The organism is Paenibacillus sp. UMB4589-SE434 (assembly GCF_030226685.1).
In the GTDB taxonomy this organism is placed as follows: domain Bacteria; phylum Bacillota; class Bacilli; order Paenibacillales; family Paenibacillaceae; genus Paenibacillus_B.
In genome coordinates this window covers 51,921-64,588 of the sequence record NZ_JASOYK010000014.1, presented here as the reverse complement: position 1 = coordinate 64,588, position 12,668 = coordinate 51,921, and the positions used below count along the sequence as shown (strand labels likewise).

Below are 12,668 nucleotides of genomic sequence, written 5' to 3'. Positions count from 1 at the left end.
AACGTTGCTCGTTGTTCAGTTTTCAAGGAACAATTGTAAGTTACTTTCTTTTCTTCACCGCCGTTCAGCGGCGACTTTTATAATATATCATGTTGTTCAATCGAAGTCAACAACTTTTTTTAAGTTTATTTCTTCAATTCAACTTCTGTTTCTTCTTTAAGCTTGTTCGCTCAAGAAGGGAACGAAAGATAATTTATCATAAATTGATATTATACGTCAACCCTTTTTTCAAAAAAGTTTGAAAGTTGGTTATCCCCGCTCTTTCTTGCCTGCCCCATCACATTCATACAGTGAACTTTCTCAATACCAGACTAGAGTCGGATAACTACATCGGAATTAACCTGTGATTGCGTGCATAGCGCGACAAGTCTTTGGGAGTCGCAATACGAGCATACATCCTAAATACAGTTCGGTATCTAGCAGCGATAGCTCTGCGAACATCTTTGTCTAATCGATTATCTCCTAGATCCAACAGCATTTCATCCAGTTCTTTGCGCAGCATATAACCTAGCTCTTTACATTCCTGTTCATTAAATAGAAATCCCAACATGGCTACTAACCCCCTTAACAACTTCGACTTACGTTTAAAAGAACAAAAGCGGTCCGCTCTCTTTGTCAATGATGACGAGCTCTCCTCGTTATGCGTGACTAAGATGGACCGCTTTACTGTTATGCTCATTTTTACTGATTTTTATCACTATGTGTGTGCTTATTTTAAGATATTGCTAAGACTACCTAAGCAAATCTGATAGTTACATGTCAGTATGCAGTTTCAAATCGTAATTTCGAAGTACATTTACTTAAGCTGCTCCACTCATCAACCAGAACGTTATTGTACTTTCTATAATAGCCGCAACCAGCAACACTAAAGTAATCCAAACTGCTCCCGCTGCCGTCTTCTTCGTCCACATTCCAATGGTTGGGTTAGCAGTATTGGATCGATAACGCTTACTCATACGCTGCAATACAAGAACACCAAATCGCATTCCAAATGCTGCCGCTATCAGGATGGCTGGTATCTCTAATATGCCGTGTGGCAGCAATCCACGAACGACAACGGTAAGGAGATCCACGTTGTTTTCTGACATAACCCGGATCAAAAAACCTATAACCATACCGTTAATGATTAAAAAACCCAAGGGTAGCAGACCAAAGGCTATCCCTGCAAACATGATAAAGATTGCCTTTAATGCATTATTGTAAAAAATAAACACAAAAAAGGATAACTCTTTGTTTGAAGAATTCGACAGTGAATCTTTAATCTGACCGATCCCTTCAAGCTGTTGCTTCAAAAAGGTTTCTAACCCGCTCCAACCATGACCAATAAAATATCCCCCAACAAACAAAACGCACGCTAATGCGATATACCATTTGATTTCATTAAGTGTTGCGCAAAACGATCGCAAGCTCAACATGGTCTTCGTCCCTCTCCCTTTTGTAAGTCATAATTCTATTAACTCAGCATACAGTGTATTAAACAAGCGTGACAAGCCCGCAATGGCCTGCCGCTAACGTTAGCTACGTAACGAGAGGAGCGCACGTTGCATGAATTCTTTTTATGTGTTTAGCGGTAAAAAAATTAAACGCGTCTTCTTCCTGATTGTTGCCGCATTATTTGCGGCAGGTGTTGTCTATGTGGAAAGCGACAATATTACTGTCTTTTCAGAAGGAAGTCCTTCCGCTATTTACAGCATTCCAACCGACAAGAAAGTTGTGGCTCTTACGTTTGACATCAGCTGGGGAGACAAGCGTACACAGCCAATTTTGGACATCCTTCAGCAGAAGGACTTAAAAAAAGCAACCTTCTTCTTATCTTCTCCATGGAGCAAAACGCATACTGATACGGTAAAGAAGATGGTTGAGGCCGGTTATGAAATTGGTAGTCATGGGCATAAGCATGTTAATTACAGCAGCTTAAATGATGATGAAATTCGTAAACAGATTTCGACCGCACATCAAATGTTATCTGAAATTACGGGCAAAGAGCCTAACTTGATCCGAATGCCTAATGGAGACTTTGACAAACGTGTGCTACGTATTGCTGAGCAGCTTAATTATAAAGTTATCCAGTGGGATACAGATTCTCTGGACTGGAAGAACATCGGAGCGGACAACATTACGAAGCGTGTTATTGACAGAGCCCATCCAGGAGACATCATTTTGATGCATGCCAGCGACTCGAGCAAGCAGACTCACCTTGCACTGCCTGCTATTATCGATCAGTTAAGGGCCAAGGGCTATGAGTTCGTCACCGTGTCCGAATTAATCCAACAAACAGAAATGAAAAATAAAACGATACAAGATCAATAATATGTAAAAAAGCTGACGGATATCCGTCAGCTTTTGGCTGTTACAGGTAAAACTTCTGTATTTGCGGTATTTGAACGTAAAAGGCGGTGCAAAATTAAAATCTGATAAGCATTACATGAAACTAAAGGAATAAATACAAACCAGGTTGCCATATGGCTGACATTTAAAGCAGACAATGTCTCAATGGTCGTCGCTACAATCATAAAGAACATGGTTGGAATGAATGCTGCGCGATTCGTGCCTTTGACTTTGAATAAAGTTACAACAATGGCCACAATAAGCATCGCAACTCCAATGATTACATCAGAGGTTATATCCCGTTCCTCACCAAGCATCGTGCGTAAAAACATAACATCAAGCAGAACAAATACGGTTAAGACGACTTGAATATACTGCCAGCCTTTTTTGAACAGACCCAGGGCAATATAATTAAGCGTCAAATACGCAAAGAAACCCATCTGTGCATATACGCTAATCATAAAGCCGCTAATGGCCAATTGGAACACGTTAATTACAACGTCTACAGGGCCTCTAAGGTTACCTAACTCTTGCTGGAACAATTGCATGGACAGTCCTGTCAGTAACATGACTGCTCCCCCCACGCACAAGGTTGTCCAAAATAAGAAAGACCATTTTCTAAGATTCAAGGGGCTCCACCTCCGCAATGTTCATTATTTTACCAATATTCGCATAAAAAAACTATCGCTTTCGAACATAATTCATAAATTATTCCGCCATACTACGCGTGAAGTGAGATGAGAAAGGAGTTCCATGACTATGCGATTAGCGGTCATCCGTACTACTTTATTAGGTATTGCACTTATGTTGTTAGTCACCTCCTGTGACCAAGACCAGCAGGCTTCCAGCAATCAAATGGATTACAAGGAACTTAAAACGATGGTCGTTGATATTCTTAAAACGGAAGAAGGGCAAAAAGCGATTCAAGAGGCGCAAGGCTCCACCAATACCGTTCAAATGCAATCCATGAATATGCAGCAGCAGGAGCAAGTACGACTCGCTGTCAAAGATACACTTGTATCGCCCGATTACCATAAGGTGCTTGAGCAGGTGATGAAGGATCCTAAATTTGCAGGGGAATTCGCCAAAGCAATCAGTAAGGAAAATAAACAGCTTCATAAAGAGCTGATTAAAGATCCTTCCTATCAAAAGTCAGTTGGGGATATATTAAAGTCACCTGATACGATGAAGGCTTATCTGGACGCAATGAAATCACCTGAATATCGAAAACAAATGATGACCTTAATGAAAGATGCCATGAACAGTCCGATGTTTAAGCTTGAAGTGATGGAGATTATGTCTAAGGTTGTAAAGGAAGAGCTTCAGCCTAAAGAAGAAAAATCCAAAGGTGATGGGCAAAATAGTGAATCGGGTGAGGAATCCGGTTCATCAGGTGGGGACAGCGAAAGCGGTCAAGATAAGAAAAATAGCTAGCCTCACGTCAAATTTGAAAGGGTGACTAAAGGGAGCGTGATAACACGCTCCCTTTAAAAGTATGCGTATTCATAATTACTTGAAACAATTAAATGGTTCCTTCATTGTCTAACAATGACTGTGCTAATTCCAAATACAAACCACCTATCTTGGAATCAGCTTTATATACGGATGGTGAAAAGTCTGGTTCAGAAGGATGATTATCAGGCGCCCCTAATGGAATCTGTGCCAGCAGCTTCGTGGACAATGCTTCTGCCAGTCTTCCTCCGCCTCCGCGACCGAATACATACTCTTTCTCGCCACAAGATCCACATTCTAGATAAGCCATATTTTCCACAACACCTATAATCTCATGCTTGGTTGAAATCGCCATCGTACCGGCGCGCGCTGCAACAAATGCGGCAGTTGCATGCGGTGTAGTTACAATAATCTCCTTGCTGTGTGGAAGCATTTGATGAATATCGAGGGCCACATCTCCGGTACCCGGCGGCAAGTCAAGCAGCACAACGTCCAGTTCTCCCCATTCTACCTCTTGGAAAAAGTTGCGCAGCATCTTGCCAAGCATAGGACCTCGCCATACAACCGGACTGTTATCTTCTACAAAGAAACCCATAGACATAACTTTGACTCCAAAACGCTCTATTGGAATGACTCGTTCATTCACAATGACTGGCCTATCCTCAATTCCCATCATATCTGGTACGCTGAAGCCGTAAATATCGGCATCGATCAGGCCCACTTTCTTCCCTAATCGCGCCAATGCTACCGCCAAGTTCACCGTAACTGTTGACTTGCCAACTCCGCCTTTTCCACTAGCAATCGCAATAAAGGTTACGTTAGAGGACGCCGCAAGCAGTGGACTAAGATTCTCTAATCCTGCACCATGACCTTGTGGAGCACGCTCAGATGAGGTTCCCTGGTTAGAATCCGGCTGAGCTGCCTGAATACCAATGGCTGATAATTCCTGTTCAGAGGCAATTCTGGTACGCACATGTACATCTGCAACGTCTAAGGTATGAACACGGCGCTTAATCTCCTCGATGAGCTGTTCACGCTGCTCTGCAGATGCATTGTCTGGTGCAACGATGGCTGTCAGTGAAACTTGATCAGGCTTGATCATCATGTCACGAATCCATTGGATATCGGTTAAGTCACGTCCGCTTACTGGTTCTTTAATCCCTTGTAGCACGTCTATACACTGTTCCCTAGTTATCAAGCGAAGCACCTCGTCTCTATCTATACTTGAGCATTATACTTCCTCCATACATGTCCATTATATCACACCGTTAATCATTACCAACGGATTCTCCAGACATGTAACGCAAAATGCCCTTGTATACAGACGCAGCTACTTTTAGTTGGTACTGTTCATCAGCAAGCTGCCTGGATTCCTCAGGATGCGACAAAAAGCCTACCTCGACCAAAGCTGATGGAATCTTCAGCATACGCAGCAAATATAAATTTCGATCGTCCGACTTGGCCACACGTTCGGTATTTTCCAGATTGCGTCTAATTTCTAACTGTATAAACTTGGCTAGCAATTCATTGTTGGGCATACTCTTGGCATAGAACGTTTGTGCACCACTCCATCTATTGGACGGGATACTATTCATATGTATGCTGATCAACAAATCCGCTTGCTTCTCTGAAATAAATTGGACTCTGCGTTTTAAATCTTCCGCTTTTCGCTTGGCGTATCCCTTCGTATCCTTGTCCGCCAGATCATAATCCCCTTCTCTAGTCATAACCACAACAGCCCCTGCCTGCTGTAAGTAATCCCTCAATTGGAGAGCTATCGCGAGATTAATATCTTTCTCAATAACACCTTGCCTGCTGCTTGCGCCACCATCTGCCCCGCCGTGACCTGCATCTATAGCCACTATTTTCCCTGACAACGGTGTCGTCCAATAAGTCCAGGTCTGTGTTGCAGGCATATCAGCCGTCATTATAACAATAACCAAGATTACAAGACATATGCTTATTAGCCACTGTCGGACATGCCTTAATGGTATCAACAAAATTCGACTTTTGCGCTGTCTTCGTTGTGATGATCGAGCATTATTATTGCTGTTAGTTCTCCACATAAGAAATAGTCCACCTCCGCCCCATTACCTTATAACATCTATATGGGGAAAGGTGGACAAATATACGCATGTCCTGCCAAGCTTATTTAATTATACGCGAACCGTTGGCTCGGTCATCCCTTCAATTAAAATCCGAGCAACTTCAGGACGGGAGAACTCAGGCGGCGGGCATACACCATCACGCAGCATCGCTCTTACCTTCGTTCCAGACAACGTGAGGTGCTGTTCCTTAGGATGTGGGCAAGTCTTGCTTGAAGCCATGTTGCCACACGCTTTACAAAAGAAGCTATGTTCGAAAAATAACGGTGTAATTCCTAGCTCTTTGGCTTCAAAGCGACGGAAAATTTCTTGTGCTTCATAAGTACCATAATAGTCGCCTACACCTGCATGATCTCGTCCGACGATAAAGTGTGTACATCCATAATTTTTCCGTACAATAGCATGGAAGATAGCCTCTCTCGGTCCTGCATAACGCATAGCTGCTGGAAAGACACCTAAAAATACCCGATCCGAGGGATAATAACCGTCAATCAGTGCCAAGTAACTTCGCATGCGCACATCAGCTGGCACATCATCAGACTTGGTCTCCCCTACTAATGGATTCAAGAACAAAGCGTCCACTATTTCCATCGCACTCTTTTGAATGTATTCGTGTGCGCGGTGAACAGGATTTCGGGTCTGGAAACCTACAACTGTACGCCAGCCTCTCTCTGCAAATAATCTTCTTGTCTCAGATGGGTCATAATAGTAGTCCTGAAAACGCTCTGGCTTCGGACGCTCAATTAATTGAATACTCCCGCCAACATAAGTAGTTGGACGATCCAACAACTTCTGTACACCTGGATGTGCAATATCAGAGGTCTTAAATACATTAATTGCTTCGTGAAAAGGATCAATCCCATAGATAGACTCCACTACTATCGAGCCATACAATACATTATCCTCTTCGCCTACAAGCGCAGCCAATTTGCCGACTTCCAATTCCTTTACGGTCGCAGGCGCTACTGCAAGCGTAATTGGAATGCTCCACACCGTACCGTTAGCCAATCGCATCTCAGACACTACACGATTGTAATCCTCTTCGTTCATAAAGCCTGTTAATGGTGAGAATGCGCCTACACCAATTAGGTCAAGATCCGAGAGCGCCCAGCGATTAATTTTAATAACAGGCGCTCCTGTCAAATCTGATCGCAATTGTTCTCGAGCCTGGCCTTCGACAAGACGATTAATCAGTTGACCACCGTGTGGCGGTATTGCCCATGCCGTCATTACATGTTCCTCCTAATCACTCAATGCTTACTTATGAAGACCACACTCGACTTTTCCTGTACCTGCCCATCTTCCTGCTCGAGGATCTTCCCCATCCATTACAGGACGAGTGCAGTGTATGCAGCCTATACTCGGAAAATTACGATCATGTAGTGGATTGTAAATAAGATTATTGGCCCGAATATAAGCCCATACATCGTCCCATGTCCAAGCTGCCAGCGGGTTGAATTTTACGAGTCCAAACTTGGTATCGTATTCGACCTTTTTGGAATTAGCACGTGTGGGTGCTTGATCACGGCGAATACCAGTTATCCACGCATCATATTTGCTTAAAATGTTAGTCAAGGGATCTACTTTGCGAATGTTGCAGCACTGATTGGGGTTAGAACTCCAAAGTTCCTCACCATGTACTTCGGCCTGCTGTTCTGGGGTTAGTACTGGAGCCACACGTACGAAATTTAAATTATAGTGGGAAGATATGCGGTCGCGAGTCTCGTACGTCTCATCAAAGTGAAACTGTGTATCCAGGTAGAAAATATCGGTTGAAGGACTAATCTTCTGCAGCATATCAACTACAACAACATCTTCTGCACCGAAGCTGCATGCAAACGTAAGATTAGGAAAGGTTTGTACCGCCCATGCAATCACTTCTTCAGCAGAAGCCGGTTCAAATTGCACGGCCTTTTCCGCAATTAACGCTTCTTTCTCCAATAGATTCATGATACCGCATCCTCCAATTTATATTCCTACTATTTAGGTGTGTTTTATCTACTTTATAGATTATTCAGTTTGGCTCTAAATGTCAATTCATTTTTTTCATTTTGGTTAGAAGTATATTCACTATTTGGGCCTAAGGTATTTGGATTAAAGAAATATACGAGGAAATTATAGATGATACTTGCGAAAAGAAAAAAAGCCCCTTCCATTTCAGGAAAAAGGCTCATTAAGCGTATGTATCTATGTTTTTATGGGGAACATCATGTTGAATATTTCATAAGTCGTTTCATAAAAATAAGCCTTATAAAATAAAAAACCCCGGACCGATAGGTCCGAGGCTGAAATCCCTGATTGATAAGGGATTAACGTTTCGAGAATTGTGGCGCGCGACGAGCTGCTTTAAGACCGTATTTCTTACGCTCTTTCATACGTGGGTCGCGAGTCAAGAATCCAGCTTTTTTCAATGCTGGACGAAGTTCTGGGTCTGCTTTAAGCAATGCACGGGAAATCCCGTGACGAATTGCGCCAGCTTGGCCGGAGATACCGCCACCATGAGCCAACACTAACACGTCGTACTTGCCGACTGTCTCTGTGAGGTTCAATGGTTGCTTAACGATAAGTTTCAAAGTCTCCAAACCGAAGTATTCGTTAAGGTCACGTTTATTGATAACGATGCGGCCTTCACCTGGTACGAGGCGAACACGCGCTACGGAATGCTTACGACGACCTGTCCCATAGTATTGTACTTGTGCCATGGTACTGTCCTCCCTTTCGATTATCCGCGAAGTTCGTAAACTTCAGGTTGTTGTGCTTGATGTGGATGTACTGCGCCTGCATAAGCTTTAACACGAAGCTTCATTCTGTTGCCCATGCGTGTCTTAGGCAACATGCCTTGAACAGCGAGTTCAACCATGCGCTCAGGTTTGTTGTTCAACATTTCTTGAGCGCTTGTCACTTTCAAACCACCTGGATGCATCGAGTGACGGTAGTACATTTTGTTTTGCAATTTCTTACCTGTTAACACAACTTTGTCAACGTTGATGATGACAACAAAGTCACCGCCGTCAACGTGTGGTGTGAAAGTAGGTTTGTGTTTGCCACGGATCAGTGCCGCAGCTTCGGAAGCGAGACGACCAAGCGTCTTGCCTTCTGCATCGATAACGAACCATTTGCGTTCAACATCAGCTGGTTTCGCCATGTAAGTGGTACGCATGAAACTTCCTCCTCTGGTGAATATGCTGCATTTGAAAGTGTCAGCTCAGCATCATGTGTAATGACACTGCAGCACTTTCAAACTGCGGTATTCGCAATGCTGTATATATCGTTCAAGTCATATGTTACATTTGATTATTAGGTTCTAGACAGTAATGTAATTTCTTTATTGGGGGCCGTGGGAAGCCATAAAGAAACACATTTGTTATTGTACAATAATAAGGGCTTTTACGCAAGTTGTTTTTCGAAAAAAGAAACGCTACAGACGCTCTTCCCCGCCGTAATCAATACTCCATAACATAAGACCGTGAGACATTGCAGTAGGACCTGCTGTTCCGCGATCACATGCGGCTAAAATACCCGGAATTGCTTCCGGTAATATCTTACCTCTGCCCACTACGAGTAAAGTACCTGCAATAATGCGCACCATATTATATAGAAACCCATTGCCTGTGACAAATAAATGATATCTGCCGCGTCCTGGCTCACCGCTCTGGCTCGGCTCATACTCCATCCACGCCTGATATATCGTGCGTACGTGAATCTGCTTTGTCGATTTCGGCGAAGCGAAAGACGTAAAGTCATGCTCTCCTTCCAAATGCTTAAGAGCTGCACGCATCGGTTCCAGTTGTAGGCGTCCCGGATGATGAAACTCATAATGGCGTTGGAACAGATCCGGAATACGTTCTGACAGAATGGAGTAACGATACGTCTTTCGTTTAGCCGAGTAACGGGCATGAAAGTCCATGGGCGCTTCCCAAGCATCCTTAATGACAATGTCACGAGGAAGTCTGGAATTCATCGCCAAGGCCCACCGCTCAATTGGGATAGCGGAGGTCGTAATAAAATTAAACACTTGCCCCTGCGCATGAACACCGGCATCTGTACGGCCTGAAGCCGTAATAACGACATGTTCTTCGGTCAGCATGGCAATCGCTTTTTCAATACGTCCTTGAATGGTATCCAATTCTGGCTGCGACTGAAAGCCGCAGTACGCAGTTCCGTCGTAAGCAACGGTCATCCCTATATTTCGCATGCTAACCTCCGTGACGTACGATAGAATGGCTCTAGAAAAGCACGTTCTATCTCAGACGGTAAATCGTAGTAAGTCGAGCTTAATTGGCATAACCGCAAGATCCCGACAAAAAGAAAAGCTCCTCAAGGGGAGCCTTCTTCCACACTGCTCACACAGTGTTATATCGTGTGTACCGTGTCGTAATTACGCGCGGTCAACGAGTTCCAAGTACACCATAGGCGCTGAATCGCCACGGCGAGGACCAAGTTTCAAGATACGCGTATATCCGCCCGGACGCTCTGCATAACGAGGTGCAAGCTCCGAGAACAGCTTTTGGATAGCGTCTTTCTCCCCATCAACTGTTTCACGACGTACGAATGCTGCCACTTGACGACGAGCGTGCAAGTCACCGCGCTTCGCTTTAGTGATCAACTTTTCAGCAATCGAACGAACTTCTTTCGCTTTAGCTTCAGTTGTTTGAATGCGCTCATACAAGAACAAGTCGGTTACCAAGTCACGGAATAACGCTTTACGCGCGCTGGAATCACGACCCAATTTTTGATATGCCATTGTAGTTTCCCCTCCTTCTAAGACAAGTCCCGTTTAGTCTTCCATTCTCAGGCCCAAACCAAGTTCTTCGAGCTTTTCTTGAACTTCTTCCAAAGACTTGCGGCCCAAGTTACGGACTTTCATCATGTCTTCTTCTGTTTTCGTAATCAGCTCTTGAACAGTGTTGATGCCTGCACGCTTCAAGCAGTTATAAGAACGAACAGAAAGATCAAGCTCTTCGATAGTCATCTCAAGTACTTTTTCTTTCTTATCTTCCTCTTTCTCCACCATGATTTCAGCGTCTTTTGCTTCGTCTGTCAGACCTACGAAGAGCATCAAATGCTCCGTCAAGATCTTCGCGCCGAGGCTCACCGCTTCTTCAGGGCGAATGCTGCCATCAGTCCATACTTCAAGCGTAAGCTTGTCATAGTTCGTCACTTGGCCTACACGCGTGTTCTCTACGCTATAGTTAACGCGGGAGATAGGCGTGTAGATGGAGTCAACAGGAATGACACCGATCGGTTGATCTTCATTCTTGTTGCGATCCGCAAGCACGAAGCCACGTCCACGATTCGCATAAATGCGCATGTGGAGTCTGGAACCTTGAGCGAGTGTTGCAATGCGGAGATCCGGGTTCAAAATTTCCACATCGCTGTCCGCACGGATGTCACCAGCCGTTACAACCCCTTCGCCATCCGCATCGATTTCGAGAATTTTCTCTTCATCGGAGTGGATTTTAAGCGACAGGGATTTCAAGTTCAAGATAATTTCCGTTACGTCTTCGTAGACGCCTGGAATCGTCGAGAACTCGTGCAGTACACCGTCAATTTGAACGGATGTTACTGCAGCGCCTGGCAAAGAGGACAGCAAAATACGGCGCAGGGAGTTCCCTAGCGTTGTGCCGTAGCCGCGTTCAAGCGGCTCCACCACAAACTTGCCGTAAGTGCCTTCCTCATTGACATCAACGGTTTCGATTTTCGGCTTTTCGATCTCAATCACTTGTATAACCCTCCTTCAAAACGTCGCTGGCGTTAACTTAGAAACACCTAAGGTCGGTCGATTCATGCAGTATGCCTAAACAACCATTATTACCAACAGGCGTAAGTTATATACGACATTTGAGTCGTGCGTATAACTATACGCGACGACGTTTTGGCGGACGGCAGCCGTTGTGCGGGATTGGAGTTACGTCTTTAATGGAGCTAACTTCCAAACCTGCAGCTTGCAAGGAACGGATGGCAGCTTCACGGCCTGCGCCTGGGCCTTTAACCATTACTTCTACCGTCTTCATGCCATGTTCCATAGCTGCTTTCGCAGCTGTTTCTGCAGCCAATTGAGCGGCGAACGGAGTAGATTTACGTGAGCCTTTGAAGCCCGATCCACCTGAAGTCGCCCAAGAAATTGCATTACCGTGTGTATCCGTGATTGTTACAATCGTGTTGTTAAACGTGGAACGGATATGTGCCACACCAGTGTCAATATTTTTGCGATCACGACGTTTAGTACGTACTGCTTTTTTCGGTTTAGCCATTGCTACTTATCCCTCCTTACTTCTTCTTATTAGCTACCGTACGACGAGGACCTTTGCGTGTACGAGCATTAGTCTTAGTACGTTGTCCGCGAACAGGCAAGCCACGGCGATGACGGATACCACGATAGCATCCAATCTCAACCAAACGCTTGATGTTCAAAGAAATTTCACGGCGAAGGTCACCTTCAACCTTAACCTTTTTGTCGATTGCTTCACGGATTGCGTTAACTTCTTCTTCCGTTAAGTCACGAACGCGAGTATCTTTGTTTACGCCAGTTTCCGCGATGATTTTTTGAGAAGTAGTCTTCCCAATACCAAAAATGTATGTTAAGGCGATCTCAACGCGTTTATCACGTGGCAAGTCTACACCAGCTATACGAGCCATTAACGCTACACCCCCTTCTTATCCTTGTTTTTGTTTGTGTTTCGGATTTTCACAGATTACCATAACGTTACCTTTGCGGCGAATAACTTTGCATTTTTCGCAGATAGGTTTAACAGAAGGTCTTACCTTCATGCTGAATACCTC

General features: G+C 44.3%; 17 protein-coding genes. 2 read left to right on the top strand and 15 right to left on the bottom strand.

What is annotated here, in order from left to right:
• Positions 1–325: 325 nt before the first annotated feature.
• Positions 326–550 carry a hypothetical protein gene (locus QP775_RS25490; RefSeq protein WP_028543547.1) on the bottom strand — a complete coding sequence of 75 codons (225 nt, stop codon included), beginning with the start codon at positions 548–550 and terminating at the stop codon, positions 326–328.
• A 250-nt stretch (positions 551–800) separates the two neighbouring features.
• The gene (locus tag QP775_RS25485; protein WP_285109334.1) at positions 801–1,415 is read right to left on the bottom strand and encodes a stage II sporulation protein M; all 615 of its coding nucleotides are present in this window, start codon (positions 1,413–1,415) and stop codon (positions 801–803) included.
• Positions 1,416–1,545: 130 nt separating this feature from the next.
• Between QP775_RS25485 and pdaB the strand changes: the two genes are divergently transcribed.
• Complete coding sequence (gene pdaB, locus QP775_RS25480; protein WP_239333437.1) at positions 1,546–2,310, top strand: polysaccharide deacetylase family sporulation protein PdaB; 765 nt, start codon at positions 1,546–1,548, stop codon at positions 2,308–2,310.
• Between the two features lie 26 nt (positions 2,311–2,336).
• On the opposite strand, the gene QP775_RS25475 is transcribed toward pdaB, so the two are convergent.
• Entirely contained in the window at positions 2,337–2,897 is a 561-nt protein-coding gene (locus QP775_RS25475; RefSeq protein ID WP_239333439.1) for a KinB-signaling pathway activation protein, read from the bottom strand.
• A gap of 190 nt (positions 2,898–3,087) precedes the next feature.
• Here QP775_RS25475 and gerD point away from each other — a divergent pair, with 190 nt between their 5' ends.
• Positions 3,088–3,762, top strand: a complete 675-nt coding sequence (gerD, locus tag QP775_RS25470) for a spore germination lipoprotein GerD (protein WP_285109333.1) — start codon at positions 3,088–3,090, stop codon at positions 3,760–3,762.
• A gap of 88 nt (positions 3,763–3,850) precedes the next feature.
• On the opposite strand, the gene QP775_RS25465 is transcribed toward gerD, so the two are convergent.
• From QP775_RS25465 to rpmJ, 12 genes are all read right to left on the bottom strand, one after another.
• Positions 3,851–4,978 carry an Mrp/NBP35 family ATP-binding protein gene (locus tag QP775_RS25465; RefSeq protein WP_239333443.1) on the bottom strand — a complete coding sequence of 376 codons (1,128 nt, stop codon included), beginning with the start codon at positions 4,976–4,978 and terminating at the stop codon, positions 3,851–3,853.
• A gap of 70 nt (positions 4,979–5,048) precedes the next feature.
• Complete coding sequence (gene cwlD, locus QP775_RS25460) at positions 5,049–5,846, bottom strand: N-acetylmuramoyl-L-alanine amidase CwlD (protein WP_285109332.1); 798 nt, start codon at positions 5,844–5,846, stop codon at positions 5,049–5,051.
• 90 nt (positions 5,847–5,936) lie between these two features.
• Complete coding sequence (sat, locus tag QP775_RS25455) at positions 5,937–7,115, bottom strand: sulfate adenylyltransferase (protein ID WP_285109331.1); 1,179 nt, start codon at positions 7,113–7,115, stop codon at positions 5,937–5,939.
• Between the two features lie 27 nt (positions 7,116–7,142).
• Entirely contained in the window at positions 7,143–7,835 is a 693-nt protein-coding gene (locus tag QP775_RS25450) for a phosphoadenylyl-sulfate reductase (RefSeq protein WP_239333449.1), read from the bottom strand.
• A gap of 359 nt (positions 7,836–8,194) precedes the next feature.
• A complete protein-coding gene (gene rpsI, locus QP775_RS25445) occupies positions 8,195–8,587 on the bottom strand; it encodes a 30S ribosomal protein S9 (protein ID WP_028543538.1) in 393 nt (130 codons plus the stop codon).
• A 20-nt stretch (positions 8,588–8,607) separates the two neighbouring features.
• Positions 8,608–9,045, bottom strand: coding sequence for a 50S ribosomal protein L13 (gene rplM, locus QP775_RS25440; protein WP_239333565.1), 438 nt, complete (start codon positions 9,043–9,045; stop codon positions 8,608–8,610).
• Positions 9,046–9,303: 258 nt separating this feature from the next.
• Complete coding sequence (truA, locus tag QP775_RS25435) at positions 9,304–10,080, bottom strand: tRNA pseudouridine(38-40) synthase TruA (protein ID WP_285109330.1); 777 nt, start codon at positions 10,078–10,080, stop codon at positions 9,304–9,306.
• A 183-nt stretch (positions 10,081–10,263) separates the two neighbouring features.
• The gene (rplQ, locus tag QP775_RS25430) at positions 10,264–10,629 is read right to left on the bottom strand and encodes a 50S ribosomal protein L17 (RefSeq protein ID WP_239333569.1); all 366 of its coding nucleotides are present in this window, start codon (positions 10,627–10,629) and stop codon (positions 10,264–10,266) included.
• 33 nt (positions 10,630–10,662) lie between these two features.
• Positions 10,663–11,607, bottom strand: coding sequence for a DNA-directed RNA polymerase subunit alpha (locus tag QP775_RS25425; RefSeq protein ID WP_028543534.1), 945 nt, complete (start codon positions 11,605–11,607; stop codon positions 10,663–10,665).
• 136 nt (positions 11,608–11,743) lie between these two features.
• Positions 11,744–12,139 (bottom strand): 30S ribosomal protein S11, encoded by a 396-nt coding sequence (gene rpsK, locus QP775_RS25420; RefSeq protein ID WP_028543533.1) that lies wholly within the window; start codon positions 12,137–12,139, stop codon positions 11,744–11,746.
• Between the two features lie 16 nt (positions 12,140–12,155).
• Positions 12,156–12,524, bottom strand: a complete 369-nt coding sequence (gene rpsM, locus QP775_RS25415; protein WP_028543532.1) for a 30S ribosomal protein S13 — start codon at positions 12,522–12,524, stop codon at positions 12,156–12,158.
• Between the two features lie 18 nt (positions 12,525–12,542).
• On the bottom strand, positions 12,543–12,656 hold the full coding sequence (rpmJ, locus tag QP775_RS25410; protein WP_003333770.1) for a 50S ribosomal protein L36: 114 nt from the start codon (positions 12,654–12,656) through the stop codon (positions 12,543–12,545).
• Positions 12,657–12,668: the final 12 nt, after the last annotated feature.